Here is a 21,018-nt window from a genome sequence, read left to right as displayed (position 1 = left end):
TGCGCAGATCAATCCCAAGTGGCAACGCGCATATCGGACCAGGATGCACGTTGATTTGAAGCCCAATGTTGAGGGTATGGAAGCGGGGCGAATCACCCGATCATCGGCAGGGTCAACCATGGCCTATGGGGCGTGCGCATCCGCGCGTATGGCAAATGACGCGGCCCGGCGCGGCATCTTGGGGCGGTGTTGCCTGTCACGTTACGTAAGACCGGCCCAAGATTGACAGGATGGCCCCGCGCATCAGACATTCGGAAGGCCTTGATCGCGTCCACGGGGCGCGGACAAGGCCAACCAGGGAGGAGAAACATGCATAAGTTTTCATTGACGATGGCGCTCTGTCTGATGGGCGCTCCGATCACGGCACAGGAGGTCGACCTGCCCGGGCAGATCACTTGGACCGCGTATGGCACGGGTTCGGCCGGTTACAACCAGTCGGTGGCGATTGGCGCGGCGCTTCAGAATGCGGGCGTCAACCTGCGGGTGCTGCCCGGCAAGAATGACATCGCGCGCACCGAGCCTGTCCGCCAGGGCAAGGTTCAGTTTTCGGCCAATGGCGTGGGCGGGTCGTTCATGGCGCAGGAAGGCGTGTTCCAGTTCGGTGCCAAGAACTGGGGACCACAGCCGGTGCGGGTTCTGGCGGCCAATAACGGCGGCACCGTGGGGCTTTCGCTGGCGGTTGCGGCCGAGGCCTGTGAAAAGGCAGGCAAGCCCGGCTGCGAAGGGTTCACCTATGCCGATCTTGAAGGCATGCGGGTGAGCGTTGTGAAGGGTGCACCGTCGCTCAACACCAACAACGAGGCCTATCTCGCCTATGGCGGGCTGACATGGGACGATGTCGAGGTGGTCGAGTTCGGCGGCTTCGGCGACAGCTGGAAAGGCATGATCGACGGCAGCACCGATGCGGCCTTTGCCTCGACCAATTCGGGCATGGCCTATGAAGCGGCGTCGGGGCCGCGCGGCGTCTACTGGCCGCCGATCGACCCGGATGACACCGAGGCGCTGGAGCGGATGCAGGGCGTCGCCCCGTTCTTTGCCCCGATGATGGCCACGGTCGGTGCCAATATCGACGGCACCGATGGCGTTGCGACGGCGGGTTATGCCTATCCGGTGCTGATGACCTATGCGGATCAGGACGAAGATCTGACCTATAACATGACCAAGGCGATGCATGTCTTTTTCGACGATTATGTGGGCAACGCGCCGGGGATCAATGGCTGGGCGCTCGACAAGCAGGATTTCCAGTGGGTGGCCCCCTATCATGACGGCGCAATCCGCTATTACGAGGAAATCGGCGCGTGGACCGACGAAGCGCAGGCCCATAACGACATGCTGATTGCCCGTCAGGCGGCGCTGATGGAGGCGTGGGAAGAGCTCATGGCCGAAGACCCGGATAACTGGGAAGAGGCATGGGCCACCAAACGTCGCGAGGCGCTGGCCGAAGGCGGGTTCGCGGTCGTCTTCTGAGCCCTGACATGAACCACCCGGCGGGCGGCCTTTGCGGCCCGTCGGTTTCATTGGTTTTCCCGGCGGTGACCGGGCCATAAGGGCGTGAGGAAAATGGCGGAACAAGCACAACCGAAGGACCGCGCCACCGCGGCCATCGAGGCGGAAAAAGCGGTCGAGCGTCTGACCTATACGGGTGCTGCGCGCTGGATGATCATTGTCTGCACGCTTGCGGCGATCGGCCTTGCGGTCAACCAGCTCTTCAACCTGCGGCTGGGGGGGTATGCCTTTCTGGAAGGCATGTATCTCTATCTTCTGGCGGGGTTGTTCCTGAGCCTGACATTCATCACGTTTCGGGCGTGGGGGCCGCCCTCGGCGCGGGTGCCGATCTATGACTGGGTGCTGGCGCTCGTTACGCTGGCCGTGGCCGGATATTTCATGTTCACCGCCGGTGAAAGCCTTGATTCCGGCTGGGAATATGCCGCGCCGGATCATGCGATCTGGATGTCGGTCCTGTTCTACGTGCTGATTCTCGAAGGCACGCGGCGGGCCGGGGGGCTGGTGTTGTTTGGCATCGTGCTACTGTTCTCGCTCTACCCGACTTTTGCCGAGCATGTGCCCGATCCGCTCAACGGGTTTACCCAGCCGTTCCGGGATGTGATTCCGTACTTCATGATCTCGTCCGAGGCGTCATTCGGCATTCCGATGAAGGCGTTCGGCAATCTCGTCATCGGGTTCATCCTGTTCGGCGCGGTGCTGCAATTCACCGGCGGGGGCAAGTTCTTCAACAACCTCGCGCTGTCGCTGGTGGGCGGATATCGCGGGGGGGCGGCGAAGGTTTCGATCTTTGCCAGTGGCTTCATGGGGTCGATGTCGGGCTCGGTCATCTCGAACGTGCTGACCACCGGGGCGGTGTCGATTCCGGCGATGAAGAAGTCGGGCTTTTCGCCGCGATATGCGGCCGCGACCGAGGCCTGCGCCTCGACCGGGGGGGTGTTGATGCCGCCGATCATGGGGGCCACCGCCTTTGTCATCGCGTCATGGCTGAGCCGTCCTTATGTCGAGATCATGCTGGCCGCGGCGATCCCGTCGCTCCTTTATTTCTTTGGCCTTTTCATGCAGATCGACGCTTATTCGGCGCGGCGCGGGCTGACCGGGATGGCGCGGGCCGACCTGCCGCGCGTGGGTGAGACACTGCGCTCGGGCTGGCTTTACGTGGCGGTGTTCGCCCTGCTTATTTTTCTGATGGTCGCCTATCGCTGGGAGACGACCGCGCCGTTCTATGCCGTGGTCCTGTTGCTGGTCGTGAACCAGTTCAACCGGGGCGACCGGATGTCGTGGGAGGGCTTCCTCAACGTCATCGTTTCGGTGGGGCGGACGTTGTCGGAACTGGTGGCGGTGTTGCTGGGGATCGGGATGATCGTGGGGGCGTTTCAGGCCACCGGGCTGACCGGGCCGCTGGCCAATGAGCTGGTGCATATGGCCGGGAACTCGATTCCGATGCTGCTTCTCATGGGGGCGTTGACCGCGTTCATCTTTGGCATGGGGATGACGGTGACGGCCTGTTATATCTTCCTTGCCGTCGTCCTTGCCCCGGCGCTGGTGCAGGCCGGGCTGAACGAGTTGGCGGTGCATCTTTTCATCCTCTACTGGGGCATGGTGAGTTTCATCACGCCCCCCGTGGCGCTGGGCGCCTTCGCGGCGGCGTCGATGGCCGGGGCGGGGGCGATGCGCACCGGGATCGAGGCGATGAAACTGGGTGGCACGATCTATATCATTCCCTTCTTTTTCGTTCTGAATCCCGCACTTATCGGCCAGGGTCCGGCGCTTGAAGTGGCGGTAGTTCTGGCCTGTGCGCTGCTTGGCGTGTGGTTCATCTCGGCCGCGTTGCAGGGCTATGCGAGCTTTGTCGGGCGGTTGCCCGATGGGATCGTGGGGCTGGTGTCGCGTGCCCTCCTGCTGCTGGCGGGGCTGATGGTGGCGTCGCCGGCGGGGGGCGTTGCGGGGCTCAGTCACACGGTCCTGACGCTGGCCGGTTTCGTCGTGGCGCTGGCCCCGATGAGCCTTGCCTGGTGGCTGGCAAGGCAGGCGAGCGCGGCAAGATCCTGAGATCCGGTTAACCCGGCGTCCCGCAGGGTTAACGCGATTTTTCGCCCGAAAAACCGGGGGGTGATATGCGTATGATTCCCGGCTGCTGCCCGGCTGCCGGCTGAATCAACCAATCGTTAACCACCTGAAAGGTTAATGCGCGTTGTGTTCGATTGGAAACACCCGCCCCGGCCTCTTGAGCCGGGGCCCACGACAAAGGCGAGAGGCCCCGGCTCAAGGCCGGGGCGGGTGGGTGTTACTTCGTTCGGGCGCAACACGCTGTGATGCGTGTTGCGATTGCGTCCTCACAGCGGCCAGATGATCAGCAGGAGCGGGATGCTGACCGCGACCACGAGCACTTCGAGCGGCAGGCCCATCCGCCAGTAATCGCCGAACCGGAACCCCCCGAGGCCGAGGATCAGGGTGTTGTTCTGGTGCCCGATGGGGGTGAGGAAGGCGCAGGAGGCGCCGATTGCCACGGCCATGAGAAAGCTGTCGGCATTGACGCCCAGCGTTGCGGCGATGCTGAGCGCGATGGGGCAGAGCACGGCGGCGGTGGCGGCGTTGTTCATCACGTCCGACAGGAACATGGTGACGACCAGGATAACCGTGAGCGCCACGATGGCATTGCCCTGTGCGACGCCGAAGACCATGAACTCTGCCAACAGGGCCGCGGCGCCGGTGCTTTGCATCCCGCCCGCCACCGGGATGAGCGCGGCCAGGAGCACGATCACCGGCCAGTCGATGGTGGTATAGACCTCGCGCGGGGGCACGGTGCGCAGCACCATCGAGGCGATCACGCCAAGCGTGAAGGCCGCCGCCGCGGGCAAGAGGCCCAGCGTCACGATGGCGATGGCGCCCAGCATGATCGCGACCGAGATGATCGCCATGCGCTTGTCGGGGATGCGCAGGTCGCGCGCGCCCAGCGGCACGCAGCCGGTGTCGTTGATGAATTCCGCCATCATCTCGGACGGGCCCTGCATCAGCAGCAGGTCACCGGACTTGAGATTGAGCGTGCGCAGCCGCGCCCGGGGCGGGTGGCCGTGGCGCGACACCGCCAGAAGGTTGAGGCTGTAGCGCGTGCGCAGGCGGATGTCGCTGGCCGAGCGCCCGACGATGGTGGTGCCGGGCAGGATGGCCAGTTCGCGCAGCACGATATATTCGTCGCGACCGTCGCTATCGCTTTCGCTGTCGTCGTCGTCCTTGTCGTTCTCTGCCGCGTCGGATTCCGTTTCGCCGGAGGTTTCGGCGCTGGCCGGGACCGGGTCGGAGTCCTTGGGGGAGGAGGGGCCGCTTTCTTCGAGTTTGATGTCGAAGACCGACAATGCCTGGGCCAGTGCATCGACATCGGATTCGAGGACGAGGATATCGCCGGCCGCGATGCGCCGCCCGCCATGCGGCGCGGTCAGGCGCACCTTGTTGCGCACGAGGGCGACGATCTGGGCGTCGCTTTCGCGGATTTCGCGCTCGAAGCCACGCAGGGTGAGACCGATCGCCTTGCTTTTCTCGGGCACGTGAAGTTCGGTCAGGTAATGGCCGGTTTCGAATTCTTCGCTGGCGACGGGTTTGCGGGCGGGCACCAGCCACCAGCCGATCAGAACAACGAACAGCACCCCGGACACCGCCACGGTGGCCCCGATGGGGGCAAAGTCGAACATGCCGAAATGGCCCAGCCCGGCCTCGGCCCGGAACCCCGAAACGATGAGGTTGGGAGGCGTGCCGATCAGCGTGGTCATGCCGCCCAGGATGGTGCCGAAGGCGAGCGGCATCAGCACCTGCCCCGGGGTCAGGTCGAGCCGGTCGGAGAGTTGCACCGCGACCGGCATCAAGAGCGCCATGGCGCCGACGTTGTTCATGAAGCCCGACAGAATCGCGCCGAGACTCATGAGCATGGCCATGCTGGTCAGGCGCCCGCCCTCGCGCGGGAGCACGCTGCGCGCGATCCAGTCCACCGCGCCAGTATTCTGCAAGCCCCGGCTCATCACCAGCACGCAGGCCACGGTGATCACCGCCGGATGGCCGAACCCGGCAAAGGCATCGGCGGCGGGAACGAGCCCGGCGATGACGCAGGCCATAAGCGCCGCCAGCGCGACGATGTCGTGCCGGAACCGGCCCCACAGGAACAGCGCCATGGTGGCCGCGAGAATGGAGAAGATCAGAACCTGTGGTATGGTCATGGGGCGGCCCTTTCGCGTGTCACCGGATGATGAGCAGGTCCGGGGCGCGGGTTCAACCGGGTTTTGCGGCTCTGCTCGCACGGCTCAAGGCCGGGGCGGGCGGGCTAGGCTCCGGTGCGAGATGCACTAGTCGCGCGGGGTGATCTGGCGGATCAGGCCCTCTTGCGCGACATTGGCGACGAGCCGCCCGTCGCGGGTGAAGATGCGGCCGCGGTTGAAGCCGCGCGCGCCGCCTGACCACGGGCTGTCCATCACGTAAAGCAGCCAGTCATCGGCGCGGAAGGGGCCGTGAATCCACAGTGCGTGATCGAGCGAGGCGAATTGCATGTCGGGATCGGCAAACGCCTTGGCATGAGCATAGGCCGAGGTGCCCAGCAGCCCGAAATCCGAGGCATAGGCGAGCGCCGCGCGATGCAGGTTCGCATCCTCGCCGATCCCGCCCGTGACGCGGAACCAGTAGCTTTGCTCGGGTGCGGCGTCGCGGGTGAAGGGCGGGCGCGGCGTGACGTGGCGCATTTCGACCGGGCGCGGCACCGAAAGCCAGCTGAGGAACATCTCGGGCAGTTCGCCCTTGAATTCGGCGGCGAGTTCCAACTCGCTTTTCAGCTCTTCGGGGGCGGGGACGTCGGGCATGGTGTCCTGATGGGTGAGGCCCTCTTCCTCGACCTGGAACGAGGCGGCGAGGTTGAGGATGGGCTGGCCGTTTTGCACCGCGACTACGCGGCGGGTGGCAAAGCTGCGCCCGTCGCGGTCGCGCTCGACCTGGTAGAGCACGGGTTTGGTGGCGTCGCCGGGGCGCATGAAATAGCCGTGCAGCGAATGGTTGGTGCGGTCGCCCGGCACGGTGCGGATCGCGGCCATCAGCGCCTGTGCGATGACCTGCCCGCCGAAACTGCGCCCGCGCCCGCCGGGGGTGGCGATGCCGCGAAAGAAATCCTCCTCGACCTGTTCGACGTCGAGCACCGACACGAGGCTGTCGGCGAGTTGTTGCGGGCTGGGGCGGGGTTTGTCTGTCATGTTTCCACGTTTCAATGGCCGATCTGGGGGCTGTCATGGCAGGAGGTGGCGCGGGTTTCAAGTTCAAGCAGGCAATGGGACACGCCAAAACGCCGGTCCAACAGGGACTTGAGGTCACGGCGGACGGCCTCGGGGTCGGCGTTTTCGGCGATGACGACATGGGCCTCGAAGGCGGGTTCGTGTTCCTGCATGCGCCACAGATGGACATGGTGAAGGCTCTCGACACCGTCGCGGTCCTCGAGCGCGGCGATCAGTTCGGGCAGGTCGGTGTCCTCGGGGGCGGCCAGCATCAGCACGCGGATCACCGGGCGGATGCCATGGTAGCTGTGCCAGAGGATATAGGCGGAGATGAAGAGCGTGACGATCGGGTCGATCAGGCGCCAGTCGTAAAGCAGGATGAGCGTGCCCGCGACGATCACCGCGACCGAGCCGAGCGCGTCGGCGAGGTTATGCAGGAAGGCCGCGCGCATGTTCATCGAGTTGTGCGAGAGGCGAAAGATCAGCGCGGCGGTGATCGTGTCGATCACCAGCGCGACCCCGGCGACGGTGACGACGATCCAGCCGGTGATCTCGACCGGGTTGAACAGCCGCTCGATCCCCTGCGTGGCGAGGTAGAGGGCGATAACGATGAGCGTGGTGTAGTTGATCAGCGCGGCCACCACCTCGGCCCGGCCATAGCCGTAGGTCATGGCCTTGTCCGCCGGGCGGCGGGCGATGCGACGGGCATAGAAGGCGATGACCAGCGACAGCGCATCCGAGAGGTTGTGAATCGCGTCGGCAATCAGCGCGAGACTGCCCGAGATCACGCCGGCGACGATCTGCACCAGCGTGAGAGCGATATTGACCGCGATGGCGGCGCCGACGCGGCGGTCGCCTTCGATCATGGAGGGGTCGGGGTGGTGGTGATGGCTGTGATCGTGAGGCATGGGGGCGGCCTTTTGCATTGCGTCGAAGGGCAATGTAATCTCTCTAGCGACTAGAGGTTCAAGAGGGCTTTTCATGTTTTCTATCGGTGAGATGTCACGGCGAACGGGGGTGAAAGTTCCGACGATCCGCTATTACGAGGGGCTGGGACTGATCGCGCCCGAAGGGCGAACGGCAGGCAACCAGCGGCGCTATGGCAGGGCCGGGCTGGGGCGACTTTCGTTCATTGCCCATGCGCGCGAGTTGGGCCTTTCGCTGGCCGCAGTGCGGGAGCTGATCGCGCTGGAGGATCGCAAGCCGGGCGCGCATGACGAGATTCACCGCATCGCGGCGGATCACCTGGCGGGGATTCGCGGGCGGATCGCCCGGTTACGGCGGCTCGAGGCTGAGCTCGAGCGGATTGGCCGGGCCTGCGAGGCGCGAGCGGGCGCGCCCTGCCGTATCCTGCATGCGCTGGCCGATCACGGGGCCTGTGACGGGGCGCATTGACGGCTTCGCGGCTGTTACTTGCGCACCACGTAGACCGAGCATTCGGCATGGGCGACGACGTGGCTGGCCGTGGTGCCGAGCAGGTAATCCTGAATCCGGGGGTTGGCGGATTCGATCACGATCAGGTCGACCTTCTGTTCACTGGCCAGCTTGACGATCTGGCGATGGACCGCGCCCTTGCGCACCATGAGCGTGACCTCGACCCCTTCGGCGGGATGGGCGGCGAGGAATTTTTCGAGTTCGCCCGACCAGTATTTGTTCGAATCATAGATGTTGAGATTGCGTTCGATCTCGGGGGCGACGGTGGCGACGATGAGCCGCGCATTGCGGCGGCGGGCCATTTCCACGGCCTCGTCATAGGCGGCGGTGTCGACCTTGGCGTGACGCAGGTTGACGGGGCAGAGGATGAGCTTGGTTTCGCGGGTCATGATGGCGTCCTTGGGGCAAGCGGTCGGGGCAGGATAGCCGGGAATAACGGATTTGCGAAATCGGCACTGCCCCACAGCGGCAGATCGGGGGCGGGAAGCGGCGTTCGGCGGGGTATGCGATTTTTCTGCGAAAAATCGGGGCCGGGGTCAGCGGGCGGTTTCGATCACCTGCAACAGGCGGCGGGCGATGGCGTCGGACGCCTTGAAGGACGGGTGAATGCGGTCGATGGCGTGAAAGCTCAGATCACCGTAGGGCACAAGGTCGGTGAGCGGGTGGAAATACACGTTGGGGTCGATCTCGGCCAGCCGGGCGATCCGCGCTTCGAGCGTGTCGCCCGCCTCCTTGCAGGATTTGATCGGCGAGGAGAAACCGGGATTGCGCAGATAGCCCACGATCAGCACCCGTGCGCCGGAGTGGCGGATTTTCTGCACCAGTGAGGGGATCGCGCCACGGCGACCGTTTTCGGCGATCAGGCGATCAAGCTTGTAATCGCAATTGTTGCAGCCGCATCCGAGCCAGAGGTCGTTGCCGCCGCCGTTCATGATCACCCAGTCCCAGTCATCGTCGCGCCATTGTTTCGGGATCGAAAGGCCCATCGCGCCGGTGATCGGCAGGTTGTAGATCATCCAGGCCCCGGCGACGGAATGGTCGGCCACCGGGGTATCGAGCAGGTCCGAGAGGCGGGCCGCGACGTTGTGGCCGCTGAGCCTGTTCTTGGCCAGAAGCGAATCGCCGATCACGAGGATGCGGGGGGATTGGGGGTCGGCCATGGCGCGCGGGGCGGTGGCGGCCCCGGCGGCAAGGGCAAGCATGAGGATCAGGGCGCGCAGGGGCAACATGCGGGGCGACTCCGTTTGGCGCTCATGCGGAAGGCATGGGCGGGCTTGGCCGGATAGTGGGCAAGCGGGGCGTGGATATCAAGCACGACAGGGTGATGATCGCGCTTGAGGGCAAGTGCTGCGTCACGCCAGTGTTTTCGCGACCCGCAACATGGCCGCAAGGCGCCCGGAGCGGACGCTGGCAGCCCGCGCGAACAGCGGCGCAGCCGCCGCGCGATCGCCGACCCGCCCCCCGGGGCGGCGATTGGTGAGGACGGGCGGAACATGCATCGTGGAAGAGCTGGTCTGGCATAAACCGCGTTTCCGAGGTGACAGGACGCCACCCCGCGGGTCGGCGACCGCGCGCCCTTGCCCCGACGAGGATCGTTTCGTCCGCATCTCTGCCATGGGCTGCGCCCTCAATGCGCCTCGGCCCAGTTGGTGCCTTGGCCCGCGTCGACGGTCAGGGGGATGTCGAGATGCACGGCGGGGTGGGCGGCGCCCTCCATCACCTCGCGGGCGGTGTCGATCAGGCGGTCGACAGCGTCTTCCTCTACCTCGAAGATCAACTCGTCATGCACCTGCAGCAGCATCTTGGCGGGCAGGCCCGCGATTGCGGCGGGCATGCGGATCATGGCGCGGCGGATCACGTCGGCGGCGGTGCCCTGGATCGGCGCGTTGATCGCGGCGCGGCGGGCGAAGGCGGCGCGCGGGCCCTTGGCGGAAATCTCCGGCGTGTGGATCTTGCGCCCGAAGAGCGTGGCGACGTGGCCATGCTCCTTGGCGAACTCGATCGTGTCGTCCATGTAGGCGCGGATGCCGGGGTAGCGTTTGAAATAGGCGTCGATGAAGGCCTGTGCCTCGCTGCGCGGGATGCGCAGGTTGCGGGCGAGGCCGAAGCCCGAAATGCCGTAGATCACGCCGAAATTGATCGCCTTGGCCTTGCGCCGGATATCGGGTGTCATCTCGTCGAGCGGCACGCCGAAGATTTCCGAGGCGGTCATGGCGTGGATGTCGTGACCATCGCGGAATGCCTGTTTCATGGTGTCGATCCCGGCGACATGGGCGAGGATGCGCAGCTCGATCTGGGAATAATCGAGGCTGACGAGGCGGGTGCCCTTGGGCGCGATGAAGGCCTCGCGGATGCGGCGGCCCTCTTCGCTGCGCACGGGGATGTTTTGCAGGTTGGGGTCGGTCGAGGCGAGGCGACCGGTGCTGGCGCCGGTTTGCACGTAAGAGGTGTGGACGCGGCCGGTTTCAGGATTGATGTGATCCTGAAGCGCGTCGGTGTAGGTCGATTTCAGCTTGGCAAGCTGGCGCCAGTCGAGCACGCGGGCGGGCAGTTCGTGTTCGGTGGCCAGATCTTCGAGCACGTCGGCGCCGGTGGCATAGGCGCCGGTCTTGCCCTTCTTGCCGCCGTCGAGCGACATCTTGTCGAACAGGATCTCGCCCAGTTGTTTCGGCGAGCCGACGTTGAATTTCTCGCCGGCCAACTCGTGAATCTCGGCTTCGAGCGCGGCCATTTTCTGGGCGAAGGCGTTGGACATGCGTGAAAGCGTGTCGCGGTCGACGGTGATGCCGTGCATCTCCATCTCGGCCAGCACCGGGACGAGCGGACGTTCGAGCGTTTCATAGACGGTGGTGACGCGGGTGCGGGGCAGTTGCGGTTTGAGGGCATGCCAGAGCCGCAGGGTGATGTCGGCATCCTCGGCGGCGTATTTCACCGCCTCGTCGAGCGGCACGCGGTCGAAGGTGATGGCGGATTTGCCCGAGCCGATCAGATCCTTGATCGGGATCGGTTGGTGCGAGAGGTAGCGTTCCGAGAGCGCGTCCATGCCATGCCCGTGAATGCCCGAGAAGAGCGCGTAGGACATCAGCATCGTGTCGTCGATCGGGGCGACATCGAGGCCGTGGCGGGCGAAGATCTTGGCATCGTATTTCATGTTCTGCCCGATCTTGAGGATCGAAGCGTCTTCGAGAACGGGTTTGAGGAGGGCGAGCGCCTCGTCCGTCGTCATCTGGCCATCGGCGAGCGTGTCGGAGCCGAAGAGGTCATCGGCGTTGCCGTTCTTGTGGGTGAGCGGGAGATAGGCCGCCTGACCGGGGATCACGGCGAGCGATATGCCCACCAGCTCGGCCTGCATCTCATCGAGCGAGGTGGTTTCGGTGTCGATGGCGACGTAACCGCGAGAATAAATGAGGTCGATCCAGCGCGCGAGCGCGGCGGCATCGCGGATGCATTCGTATAGCGCGGGGTCGATGGGGGGAAACTCGGGTGGGGTATCGTCATTGGCGGCGGCGGGCGTGTCCTCGATGATCGGCGCCTCGACGCCCATCTTGTCGGCGATGCGTTTGGAGAGGGTGCGAAACTCCATCTTGGCAAGGAAGGGCAGGAGCATTTCGGGGTCGGGGTCGCGCACTTCGAGATCGTCGATGGTGAAATCGAGCGGGGTGTCGGTCTTGAGATAGACGAGGTCGCGCGACATGCGGATCTGGTCGGCCTTGGAGATCAGGGTTTCGCGGCGCTTGGGCTGCTTGATCTGGTCGGCGTTTTCCAAAAGCGTTTCGAGATCGCCGAATTCGTTGATCAGGAGCGCCGCCGTCTTGGGGCCGATGCCGGGCGCGCCGGGGATGTTGTCGACCGAGTCGCCCGAGAGGGCCTGAACGTCGACCACCCGTTCGGGCGGGACGCCGAATTTCTCGATCACGCCGTCGCGGTCGATGCGGCGGTTCTTCATCGCGTCGAGCATTTCCACGCCGCCGCCGACGAGCTGCATCAGGTCCTTGTCCGACGAGATGATGGTGACGCGCCCGCCCAGATCGCGCGCCTGCGTGGCCAGCGTGGCGATGATATCGTCGGCCTCGTAACCTTCAATCTCGTGGCAGGCGACGTTGAAGGCGCGGGTGGCCTCGCGCGTCAGCGGGAATTGCGGCACGAGGTCTTCGGGCGCGGGGGGGCGGTTGGCCTTGTACTCGGGGTAGAGATCGTTGCGGAAGGTCTTGCCCGAGTAGTCGAAGATCACCGCGGCATGGGTCGGCGCGTCGTGGCCGCCAGCCTCTTCCACATATTTCTGGAGCATATTGCAGAAGCCCGAGACCGCCCCGATGGGCAGCCCGTCGGATTTGCGTGTGAGCGGTGGCAGCGCGTGATAGGCGCGGAAGATGAAGGCCGAGCCGTCGATCAGGTGCAGGTGGCAGCCTTTGCCGAATGACATGTGCGTTTCCCCCGGTTGGACGGGGTCATGTTTTGCATATGGGCGCGCGCGGGGCCAGAGGGATCGAGCGGGATCGTGAGAAATGCGCGTTGTGATCGGCAGGAGAGGGCGAAAGGACACCCGAAAATGACCGGCTACAACTATAGCGAATTCTCGACCGGGGATTATGATTTCGACCGCGTGGGCGGCCCTGATGTCGGCGACAAGGCGCCGGATTTTTCACTGCTCACCACGGATGGTGAAATGAAGAACATATTGGATTTCGCGGGCGAGTTCCTGGTTCTGGAAACGGGCAGCATCACCTGCTCGCTGTTCCAGAGTCGACGGGGGATCATGGAAACCCTCGATCGCCAGGACGGGGTCAGCACCGCTGTTCTTTATGTCCGCGAGGCCCATCCGGGGAGCGATGTTCCGGGGCACAGGAGTTTTGACGACAAGACCGCCTGCGCGACACGGTTGAAGGCCGAAGACGGAGAGACGCGCACGGTGTTCATTGATGATCTCGAGGGGCATGCGCATATGGCCTATGGCAGCATGCCGAACGCTGTTTTCATCATCAACAGGAACGGCTGCGTGGTCTACCGGTCGGAATGGAACAATCCGTCGGCAACCCGCAAGGCGTTGCAGGCCCTGCTGGCAGGGCGCGAGATCACGGCGAGGGACTATTTTCGGCCTGCGCGTCCCACGACGGTCTTCAGAACGCTCTCCAAGGCGGGCAAGGGCTCTGCCGCGGATTTTTTCCGGGGGCTGCCGTTCCTGATCTGGACGAACATCATCAAGCGCAATCTGAGATTGCTGTTCGGGCGCCCGAAATCCGGCTCGGCGCGAACGACCTGCTAGGGCGTTTCGGGGAATGCCGGGCACGCAAGCGATCGCCGATGTCCCGAGAGCGTGAAGCGCGGCGGGTGTCGGCGATTGGGATTTTGCCGGGTCACTTTTGAAGGATTGAATGCATGCTGGCCGTGAGGCGGATGATCGTTCCTGCAAAGGGCAGGATGATGAAGATACGGATCACGTGAAAGGCGGTGACGATGGCAAGCCCGTCATCGAGGATCTTTGCGGTGAGGGCCATTTCGGTGACGCTTCCGGGGGCGGTCGCCAGCAGCATGACCTGCCATGTCTGGCCGGTGATCCATGCCATCACCAGCCCCATGATGACACAGAGCAGGATCAGCAGGATCGAGGCGAGGATCGCGCCCGGGATGAACCCCTTGGCCCGGCGCAGCAGATCGCGGTCGAATACGGCGCCCAGCCAGACGCCGAGAAAGACCTGTGCCAGCACCAGCACCGCGTAGGGATAGGCGCTGATCGGGAGGCTGAACGCAGCCGCGAGGGCGGCGCCGCCGAGGGACCCGACGAAGAACGGGTTGGCCAGCCGCACCGTGCGGGCGACCAGCGCGCCGACAATGCCGCACAGGCACAGCAGGGTCGCGCCGGAGAGCGTCCAGTCCATCTTGCTGAGCACGGCGACCGGGTCGGTGATGGTGCCGTCGAGTGCCACGATGACAGGCGGAATAAGCACGACCAGCAGCATGATGCGCAGGGTCTGTGAAAAGACCACCGGGCCGGGCGATACCTTGTGCCTTACCGCCAGGATGGCGCTTTCGACCGGTCCCATCGGGATCGATGCCAGCGCGGCGGTGATCACGTCCACCTTGGTGATCCGCATCAGGAAGGCGGCGACGACAAAGCCCAGGCCGATCGTGGCGATGGCCACCCCGACCATGGGCAGCAAGAGGGATTGCATCATCCGCACCGCCTCGGGGGTGAACGACAACCCGACCGAGGTGGCGATCAGGATCTGCCCGATCTGCCGGGTCTGCGCGGGAATGGGCAGGGGGCGTTCCAGCATCCGCACGGTCGAGGCAAAGACCATGGCCCCGATCATCCACGGCAACGGAAAGCGCAGCCAATGCGCGACGATGCCGAACAGCAGCGCCCCGGCATAGATCAGCAGGATATGAAGCAGGCGTTTGAAAAGGTCGTAGGTCGTGCCGCTGTATCCCGTCATGATCCTACCCCCGATGCGCCTGCGATGCGGGCGAGATCGCATTCGCGGTGTCCTGAACCCGGGGCAGGATCTCGGCCTCCACCCGTTCATGTGTCCATGTGTGGGCCGAGATCGAGCATTGCACGGCGGCGAAGGCGCGACCGTTGGGGTCCCTGATCGGGCAGGCCACGGCGATCTCGGACAGGATCATCTGCCCGGAGGAGATCGCATAGCCCTTCTCGACGGCCTCGTCGATGCTGTGCCGGATCGACGTGCGGTCCATCGTGGTGCGGGCAGTGAACTTCTTGAGCGGCCAGGTCCGGATCGCCTCTTCCCGTTCATCGGCGGGCAGGGTCGCGATCATCGCGCGCCCGCTCGACGTGGAGAGCGCGGGCAGGCGTCGACCGATGACGGTGGCCGCGAAATAGGTGCGCTGGCAGGGCAGGCGATTGACATAGATGATGTGATCGCCCGAACGCTCGGCCAGGTTCACCGTTTCGCCCAGGCTCTGGGACAGGTCGATCAGCTTGGGGAGCGCCTGGCCGACCAGCTGGTCGGACCAGTAATAGGCATAGGCCAGTTCCAGCCAGGCATGGGAGGGCCGAAACCGTCGCGTGACGGGGTTCTTGTCAAGCATGCCTTCGATATGGAGCGTGTTTGCCAGCCGTTGGACCGCGCTCTTGTCCAGCCCGGTGCGCTGCGCCAGTTCGACGAGGGACAGCTCGGTATGGGTTTCGTCAAACGCCCTCAGCAGGCGAAGCCCTTTGGCCAGCGATCCGACGTAAAGTGTATTCTGCTTTTTATCCAAACGCTTGCCCCGGGATTGCAAAAGAAACGTGACATTGGGTCTTGACGATTCGGATCATAACGGACTTACTAACCATATACCAATATCAGGTATTATATAATGATACCTGGTTCAAGTCAAAATTTCCGCGGGGCATACTCCGCATGAACAGGGAGCTGGCAATGAAACTCACGGTCCTCAAATCGACCATCGCGGGCGTCGCCCTTGCTGCGGCAGCGAGCGCCGCCTGGGCAGACAAGGCCAATGACACGCTGCGTGTCGCCTTCACCAAGGAGTTGGAGAATGTCGACAGCTATTTCAATTCGTCGCGCGAAGGCGTGGTCTTGCAGCGGGCCGTCTGGGATGGGCTGATCTATCGCGATCCGGTCACCAACGAATACAAGGGCAACCTTGCAACCGAGTGGGAATGGATCGACGACACCACCATCGAGTTCAAGCTGCGCGAAGGCGTGACCTTTCACGACGGATCGGATTTTACGGCCGATGACGTGGTCTTTACCGTCAACTATGTTGCCGACGAAGCCAACGGCGTGAAAACCCAGCGCAACGTCAACTGGATGAAGTCGGCCGAGAAGATCGACGACTATACCGTGCGCATCATGCTGAAGGACAAGTTTCCGGCGGCGATCGAATTCCTGTCCGGCCCGGTGTCGATGTATCCCAGCGACTACTATGCCGAAGCAGGCCCCGAGGGCATGGGCCTGAAACCCGTGGGCACCGGCCCTTACAAGGTGGTCAGCGTGGTGCCGGGCCAGCATTTCGTGCTGGAAAAGAACGAGGCGTATCACGACAGCCCCAAGGGCCAGCCTACGGTCACCAATGTCGATATCCGCACCATTCCGGATGTGAATACCCAGATGGCTGAGCTGTTCAGCGGCACGCTTGACCTGATCTGGCAGGTTCCGGCGGACCAGGCCGAAAAGCTGGCCGAGACGGGTCAGTTCACGGTGTCCAACGAATCGACCATGCGCGTCGGTTACCTGGGGATGGACGCGTCGGGCCGGTCGGGTGACACCCCGTTCAAAGATATCCGCGTGCGCAAGGCCGTGAACCACGCGATCAATCGCGGAGAGCTGGTGGAAGCGCTGCTCAAGGGGCAGTCGCAGGTCATCTCGACCCCGTGCTTTCCCAGCCAGTTCGGGTGCGACGTGGATGCGGCGGTGTCGTATGACTATGATCCCGAAAAGGCCAAGGAATTGCTGGCCGAGGCCGGCTATCCCGATGGTTTCACCACCGATTTCTATGCTTACCGTGATCGCGAATATGCCGAAGCCATCTCGAGCTACCTGAACGCGGTTGGCATCGATACCAACTTCAAGATGCTTCAATACTCGGCCCTGCGGGAGTTGAACATGAAGGGGGAGACGCCGATCTCGTTTCAGACCTGGGGCAGCTATTCGGTCAATGACGCGTCGGCCATGGTCAGCCAGTTCTTCAAGCATGGCTCGTTGGATGATGCGCGCGACGATGAGACGCTGGAATATCTGAACATCGCCGACAGCGCGACCGATCCCGAGGTCCGCAAGGAAAACTATTCCAAGGCGATCAAGCGGATTACCGAACAGGCCTTCTGGGCGCCGATGTTCTCGTACAACACCAACTACGTCACCACCAAGGAGGTCGAGTACACCCCCACGGCGGACGAGGTTCTGCGGTTCACCACGGTTACCTGGAACTGAGACACAACAAGAACGGGGGCGCGCCATGGCGGCGCCCCCGTTTTTTACTATCCTGACAGCCCCACCCAGACCCACCGCCGCGGTTTTCGGACATGCGGCGCAGATCCAAGGTGAATGATCCGTGCTTCAATTCATTCTCAAACGACTGGGCCTCGCCGTTCTGGTGGCCTTTACCGTGTCGTTCATCAGCTTCAGCCTGCTGTTCCTGTCCGGCGATCCAGCGGCCGCACTTGCCGGGGAAACGGCAAGCGGTGAGGATATCGAGGCAATTCGGCGGCTTTATGGCTTTGATCGCCCCATGCTGGTGCAATATGGCGACTGGCTGATGTCGGCCCTGCGCGGCGACTTTGGCGAAAGCTATTATTTCAAGCTTCCGGTCGCGTCGCTGATCGGCGACAGGCTGGGTGTCACGATGCTGCTGGGCGTTTGCGGGATCAGCTTTGCGTTGCTCACGGCCGTGCCGCTGGGCGTGGTTGCCGCCATCCGTCCCAATTCGATCATCGACCGCATCGCCCTTTTCCTGTCGGTCGCCGGTCAGGCGATGCCGAGCTTCTGGTTCGGCCTGATCCTCATCGTGGTCTTCGCGATTCAACTGGGTTGGCTGCCACCTTCGGGAGCGGCGACGTGGAAGCATTTCATCATGCCGACCATCGTGCTGGGCTATTACGCGATGCCGGCGATCATGCGCCTGACGCGGGCGGGGATGCTGGATGTGCTGTCGTCCGACTATATCCGCACGGCGCGGGCCAAGGGTGCCAACGAAACCCGCGTGCTGTTTCGCCATGCCCTGCGCAACGCGATCATTCCGGTGGTCAGCCTGGCCGCCGTGCAGATGGGCTTCATGCTGGGCGGTTCGATCGTCGTGGAGTCGATCTTTGCGCTGCATGGGGCGGGCTATCTTGCCTGGGAAAGCATCGCGCGCAACGACCTGCCCACGGTGCAGGCGCTGATCCTGATCTTCTCGATGTTCTACATCGTCTTCACCTTTCTGGCCGACGTGCTGAACGCCTGGCTCGATCCCCGTATGAGGAGCAGCTGACATGGCGTCCGTGACCCCGCATGACCGCCTGCTGGACGAGATCACAGGCCCGACCCCCGGCCAGATGCTGCGCAAGCGTATCTTCGGGCATCAGGGCCTGTTGATCGGGCTGGTTGTCCTGATCCTGTTGACGCTGGTTGCGATCTTTGCACCGCTGCTGGCCCCGCATGATCCCTATGCCCAAAGCCTGATGAACCGGATGGTTCCGCCCGTCTTCATGGGCGGCACGTGGGAACATCCGCTGGGGACCGACCACCTGGGCCGTGATTACCTGTCGCGCCTGATCTATGGCGCGCGCGTGTCGCTTTTGATCGGGGCGGTTGCGGCGCTGATCTCGGGTGTGATTGGCACGGCGATGGGTGTGGCCGCCGGTTATTTCGGTGGCAAGGTCGATGCGGTCGTGACCTTCCTGATCAACGTGCGCCTTGCGATGCCGGTTGTCCTGGTCGCGCTGGCGGTCGTGGCCATTCTGGGCGGATCGCTGGAGGTGGTGATCGTGGTTCTGGGCCTGTTGCTGTGGGACCGCTTTGCCGTCGTCATGCGCGCGTCGACCATGCAGGTGCGGCGGCGGGAATACGTGGCCGCGGCACAGGTGATCGGGGCCTCGACCCCGCGCATCCTGCTGTCCGAAATCATGCCGAACATTGCCAACAACCTGATCGTGGTGGTCACGCTGGAAATGGCCCATGCCATCCTGCTCGAGGCGGCGCTGTCCTTTCTCGGGCTCGGGGTGCAGCCGCCGACGCCAAGCTGGGGCCTGATGGTGTCGGAGGGCAAGAACATGATGCTGTTCGAACCCTGGCTGGTGCTGATCCCGGGGGCCGTCCTGTTCGTGCTGGTGCTGGCGATCAACCTGATGGGGGACGGCCTGCGCGATGTCACCGCCCCAGAAAACCGGAGCTGAGCGATGACAGACCCTCTTCTGAGCGTCCGCAACCTGACGATGGATATTCCCGTGGGCGGTGGCACCCTGCATGCGGTGCGCGGAATCGATTTTGACCTGAACCGTGGCGAGACGTTGTGTATCGTGGGCGAAAGCGGGTCGGGGAAATCCCTGACCTCGCTGGCGTTGATGGGGCTCTTGGGCAAGGGCATCCAGCGCAGCGCCGACCGGATGACCTTTGACGGAATCGAGTTGACCAAAGCAAGCAAGCGGCAGATGCGGGCGCTGCGCGGCGGGCGGATGTCGATGATCTTTCAGGAGCCGATGACCTCGCTCAACCCGGCCTATACGATCGGGGACCAGTTGGCCGAGGCGTTGTTGCTGCACCGCACGGTTACACGTGAGCAGGCCCGCGCCCGTGCCGTGGAACTGTTGGAAAAGGTGGGCATCACCGCGGCCGAAAGCCGGTTGTCGCAATACCCGCATCAACTTTCGGGTGGTTTGCGCCAGCGCGTGATGATCGCCATGGCCCTGATGTGCGAGCCCGAGTTGATCATCGCGGACGAGCCGACAACCGCGCTCGACGTGACCATTCAGGCGCAGATCCTGCGGCTCTTGTACGATCTGGGCCGCGAGATGAACATGGCGATGATCCTGATCACGCATGATCTCGGGGTCGTGGCCCGTGTGGCCGACAAGGTTGCGGTGATGTATGCGGGCGAACTGGTTGAGACCGGGCCGGTGGCCGAGATATTCAACACGCCCTCGCACCCCTATACGCGCGGCCTGTTGCGTTGCATCCCCCTGCCGGGCAAGACCGAACGCGGCAAGTCGCTGGGAACGATCCCGGGCATTGTTCCGTCACTGGTCGGGTCCGTGGAGGGCTGCGTGTTCCGCACCCGCTGTCCGCATGCCACGATGGAGTGCCGCGGGGCGATCCCGCAGCACCACGATGGCGAGCACGCGTTCCGCTGCATCTTTGCCGATGGAAAACGCCACTCCGACAAGGAACTGACCGCATGAAGGACAGCGTGACACCAACCCCAGTGCTGGAACTGTCCGGCGTAACCAAGACCTATCGCGTCAAGCAAGGGCTGTTCGGCGGGGCAAAGCCGTTGACCGCGGTCAACGAGGTTTCGCTGCAATTGGGCCGGGGCGAGGTTCTGGGGCTCGTCGGTGAATCCGGTTGTGGGAAATCCACGCTGGCCAAGATCCTGCTGGGTCTGGAAAAGCCCACATCGGGGCAGGTCCTGGTGGATGGCGAGGACATATCGGCCCAAGGGCGGCTTGCCCTTTCGCGGCGTATTCAGCCGATCTTTCAGGACCCCTATTCGTCGCTGAACCCGCGCAAGAGCATTTACGACATCATCTCGTTGCCTTTGCGTGTCCACGGCGTCGGGGACGAGGCCAGCCGCACCAAAGAGGTGCGCGAGATCCTTGACGTGGTCGGCCTGCCGGCCCGCGTGATGAACACCTATCCCAGCCAGATGTCGGGTGGTCAGCGCCAACGGGTCGCGATTGCCCGTGCCCTGATCATGAAGCCCGAAGTGGTGATCTGCGACGAGCCGACATCGGCGCTCGATGTGTCGGTGCAGAGCCAGATCCTCAACCTGCTGGGTGATCTGCGCCGCGAATTCGGGCTGACCTACCTGTTCATCAGCCATAACCTTGCCGTGGTGGAGCACCTGGCGACGCGGGTTGCCGTGATGTACCTGGGCCGGATCGTCGAGGAAAACAGCGTGGCGGGCCTGTTCGATGCGCCGCGTCACCCCTACACGCGCGCCCTTTTGAAGTCGGTCCTGACACCCGAGCCGGGCCTTGGCGTGCCGGATACGCAGCTTGGCATGGCCTATCCCAACCCGATTGCGCCGCCGCCGGGGTGCCATTTCCACCCGCGTTGCCCGCGTGCGACCGAGCTGTGCCAGACCACGGCCCCGCGAGAGATCGCCATTCCCCAAGGTCATGTCGCCTGTCACCTGCATGACCCGCAAACCGCAATGTACGAGCAGGAATAAG

Annotated in this window: 17 protein-coding genes; 9 read left to right on the top strand and 8 right to left on the bottom strand. The window is 63.8% G+C overall.

Features of this window, described 5'->3' with window-relative positions; translation table 11 throughout:
- Window positions 1–309 precede the first annotated feature (309 nt).
- Entirely contained in the window at window positions 310–1,467 is a 1,158-nt protein-coding gene (locus FLO80_RS14200; RefSeq protein WP_111364457.1) for a TAXI family TRAP transporter solute-binding subunit, read from the top strand.
- Window positions 1,468–1,560: 93 nt separating this feature from the next.
- A complete protein-coding gene (locus FLO80_RS14195) occupies window positions 1,561–3,555 on the top strand; it encodes a TRAP transporter permease (protein ID WP_111364459.1) in 1,995 nt (664 codons plus the stop codon).
- 284 nt (window positions 3,556–3,839) lie between these two features.
- On the opposite strand, the gene FLO80_RS14190 is transcribed toward FLO80_RS14195, so the two are convergent.
- The 3 genes from FLO80_RS14190 to FLO80_RS14180 all read right to left on the bottom strand — a co-directional run bounded on the left by FLO80_RS14190 (window position 3,840) and on the right by FLO80_RS14180 (window position 7,654).
- Entirely contained in the window at window positions 3,840–5,711 is a 1,872-nt protein-coding gene (locus tag FLO80_RS14190; RefSeq protein ID WP_111364461.1) for an SLC13 family permease, read from the bottom strand.
- Window positions 5,712–5,837: 126 nt separating this feature from the next.
- Entirely contained in the window at window positions 5,838–6,728 is an 891-nt protein-coding gene (locus tag FLO80_RS14185) for an acyl-CoA thioesterase (RefSeq protein ID WP_111364463.1), read from the bottom strand.
- 11 nt (window positions 6,729–6,739) lie between these two features.
- The gene (locus tag FLO80_RS14180) at window positions 6,740–7,654 is read right to left on the bottom strand and encodes a cation diffusion facilitator family transporter (protein WP_111364465.1); all 915 of its coding nucleotides are present in this window, start codon (window positions 7,652–7,654) and stop codon (window positions 6,740–6,742) included.
- Between the two features lie 73 nt (window positions 7,655–7,727).
- On the opposite strand from FLO80_RS14180, the gene FLO80_RS14175 reads away from it, so the two are divergent.
- The gene (locus FLO80_RS14175) at window positions 7,728–8,141 is read left to right on the top strand and encodes a MerR family transcriptional regulator (RefSeq protein ID WP_111364467.1); all 414 of its coding nucleotides are present in this window, start codon (window positions 7,728–7,730) and stop codon (window positions 8,139–8,141) included.
- Window positions 8,142–8,155: 14 nt separating this feature from the next.
- Here FLO80_RS14175 and FLO80_RS14170 read toward each other — a convergent pair whose 3' ends face one another.
- The 3 genes from FLO80_RS14170 to polA all read right to left on the bottom strand — a co-directional run bounded on the left by FLO80_RS14170 (window position 8,156) and on the right by polA (window position 12,603).
- Window positions 8,156–8,569, bottom strand: a complete 414-nt coding sequence (locus FLO80_RS14170) for a universal stress protein (RefSeq protein ID WP_111364469.1) — start codon at window positions 8,567–8,569, stop codon at window positions 8,156–8,158.
- Between the two features lie 147 nt (window positions 8,570–8,716).
- Window positions 8,717–9,409, bottom strand: coding sequence for an SGNH/GDSL hydrolase family protein (locus FLO80_RS14165; RefSeq protein WP_246156688.1), 693 nt, complete (start codon window positions 9,407–9,409; stop codon window positions 8,717–8,719).
- 398 nt (window positions 9,410–9,807) lie between these two features.
- Window positions 9,808–12,603, bottom strand: coding sequence for a DNA polymerase I (polA, locus tag FLO80_RS14160; protein ID WP_111364471.1), 2,796 nt, complete (start codon window positions 12,601–12,603; stop codon window positions 9,808–9,810).
- Between the two features lie 126 nt (window positions 12,604–12,729).
- Here polA and FLO80_RS14155 point away from each other — a divergent pair, with 126 nt between their 5' ends.
- Window positions 12,730–13,443: a TlpA family protein disulfide reductase gene (locus FLO80_RS14155; protein ID WP_188078300.1), complete on the top strand. Its 714-nt coding sequence runs from the start codon at window positions 12,730–12,732 to the stop codon at window positions 13,441–13,443.
- 91 nt (window positions 13,444–13,534) lie between these two features.
- On the opposite strand, the gene FLO80_RS14150 is transcribed toward FLO80_RS14155, so the two are convergent.
- Both FLO80_RS14150 and FLO80_RS14145 read right to left on the bottom strand, forming a co-directional pair.
- Window positions 13,535–14,614 carry an AbrB family transcriptional regulator gene (locus FLO80_RS14150; protein ID WP_188078299.1) on the bottom strand — a complete coding sequence of 360 codons (1,080 nt, stop codon included), beginning with the start codon at window positions 14,612–14,614 and terminating at the stop codon, window positions 13,535–13,537.
- Between the two features lie 4 nt (window positions 14,615–14,618).
- Entirely contained in the window at window positions 14,619–15,401 is a 783-nt protein-coding gene (locus FLO80_RS14145; protein WP_111364477.1) for an IclR family transcriptional regulator, read from the bottom strand.
- 161 nt (window positions 15,402–15,562) lie between these two features.
- On the opposite strand from FLO80_RS14145, the gene FLO80_RS14140 reads away from it, so the two are divergent.
- The 5 genes from FLO80_RS14140 to FLO80_RS14120 all read left to right on the top strand — a co-directional run bounded on the left by FLO80_RS14140 (window position 15,563) and on the right by FLO80_RS14120 (window position 21,017).
- Window positions 15,563–17,080 (top strand): ABC transporter substrate-binding protein, encoded by a 1,518-nt coding sequence (locus tag FLO80_RS14140; RefSeq protein WP_111364479.1) that lies wholly within the window; start codon window positions 15,563–15,565, stop codon window positions 17,078–17,080.
- 121 nt (window positions 17,081–17,201) lie between these two features.
- Window positions 17,202–18,119: an ABC transporter permease gene (locus tag FLO80_RS14135; RefSeq protein WP_111364481.1), complete on the top strand. Its 918-nt coding sequence runs from the start codon at window positions 17,202–17,204 to the stop codon at window positions 18,117–18,119.
- 1 nt (window position 18,120) lies between these two features.
- Window positions 18,121–19,023: an ABC transporter permease gene (locus FLO80_RS14130; protein WP_111364483.1), complete on the top strand. Its 903-nt coding sequence runs from the start codon at window positions 18,121–18,123 to the stop codon at window positions 19,021–19,023.
- A gap of 3 nt (window positions 19,024–19,026) precedes the next feature.
- Window positions 19,027–20,025 carry an ABC transporter ATP-binding protein gene (locus FLO80_RS14125; protein WP_111364485.1) on the top strand — a complete coding sequence of 333 codons (999 nt, stop codon included), beginning with the start codon at window positions 19,027–19,029 and terminating at the stop codon, window positions 20,023–20,025.
- Window positions 20,022–21,017, top strand: a complete 996-nt coding sequence (locus FLO80_RS14120; protein ID WP_111364487.1) for an ABC transporter ATP-binding protein — start codon at window positions 20,022–20,024, stop codon at window positions 21,015–21,017. The genes FLO80_RS14125 and FLO80_RS14120 overlap by 4 nt, the downstream gene beginning before the upstream one ends.
- The last annotated feature ends 1 nt before the right edge of the window (window position 21,018 follow it).

Source organism: Aquicoccus porphyridii (assembly GCF_008369105.1).
GTDB lineage: Bacteria > Pseudomonadota > Alphaproteobacteria > Rhodobacterales > Rhodobacteraceae > Aquicoccus > Aquicoccus porphyridii.
Note: the sequence above shows the minus strand (reverse complement) of the source record. Positions and strands in the feature narration are given on the sequence as shown.

Excerpts from the sequence above, each read along its gene's own strand:
- FLO80_RS14200 (WP_111364457.1), top strand. The coding sequence starts at position 310 with ATGCATAAGTTTTCATTGACGATGGCGCTCTGTCTGATGGGCGCTCCG.
- FLO80_RS14195 (WP_111364459.1), top strand. The coding sequence starts at position 1,561 with ATGGCGGAACAAGCACAACCGAAGGACCGCGCCACCGCGGCCATCGAG.
- FLO80_RS14190 (WP_111364461.1), bottom strand. The coding sequence starts at position 5,711 with ATGACCATACCACAGGTTCTGATCTTCTCCATTCTCGCGGCCACCATG.
- FLO80_RS14185 (WP_111364463.1), bottom strand. The coding sequence starts at position 6,728 with ATGACAGACAAACCCCGCCCCAGCCCGCAACAACTCGCCGACAGCCTC.
- FLO80_RS14180 (WP_111364465.1), bottom strand. The coding sequence starts at position 7,654 with ATGCCTCACGATCACAGCCATCACCACCACCCCGACCCCTCCATGATC.
- FLO80_RS14175 (WP_111364467.1), top strand. The coding sequence starts at position 7,728 with ATGTTTTCTATCGGTGAGATGTCACGGCGAACGGGGGTGAAAGTTCCG.
- FLO80_RS14170 (WP_111364469.1), bottom strand. The coding sequence starts at position 8,569 with ATGACCCGCGAAACCAAGCTCATCCTCTGCCCCGTCAACCTGCGTCAC.
- FLO80_RS14165 (WP_246156688.1), bottom strand. The coding sequence starts at position 9,409 with ATGTTGCCCCTGCGCGCCCTGATCCTCATGCTTGCCCTTGCCGCCGGG.
- polA (WP_111364471.1), bottom strand. The coding sequence starts at position 12,603 with ATGTCATTCGGCAAAGGCTGCCACCTGCACCTGATCGACGGCTCGGCC.
- FLO80_RS14155 (WP_188078300.1), top strand. The coding sequence starts at position 12,730 with ATGACCGGCTACAACTATAGCGAATTCTCGACCGGGGATTATGATTTC.
- FLO80_RS14150 (WP_188078299.1), bottom strand. The coding sequence starts at position 14,614 with ATGACGGGATACAGCGGCACGACCTACGACCTTTTCAAACGCCTGCTT.
- FLO80_RS14140 (WP_111364479.1), top strand. The coding sequence starts at position 15,563 with ATGAAACTCACGGTCCTCAAATCGACCATCGCGGGCGTCGCCCTTGCT.
- FLO80_RS14130 (WP_111364483.1), top strand. The coding sequence starts at position 18,121 with ATGGCGTCCGTGACCCCGCATGACCGCCTGCTGGACGAGATCACAGGC.
- FLO80_RS14125 (WP_111364485.1), top strand. The coding sequence starts at position 19,027 with ATGACAGACCCTCTTCTGAGCGTCCGCAACCTGACGATGGATATTCCC.
- FLO80_RS14120 (WP_111364487.1), top strand. The coding sequence starts at position 20,022 with ATGAAGGACAGCGTGACACCAACCCCAGTGCTGGAACTGTCCGGCGTA.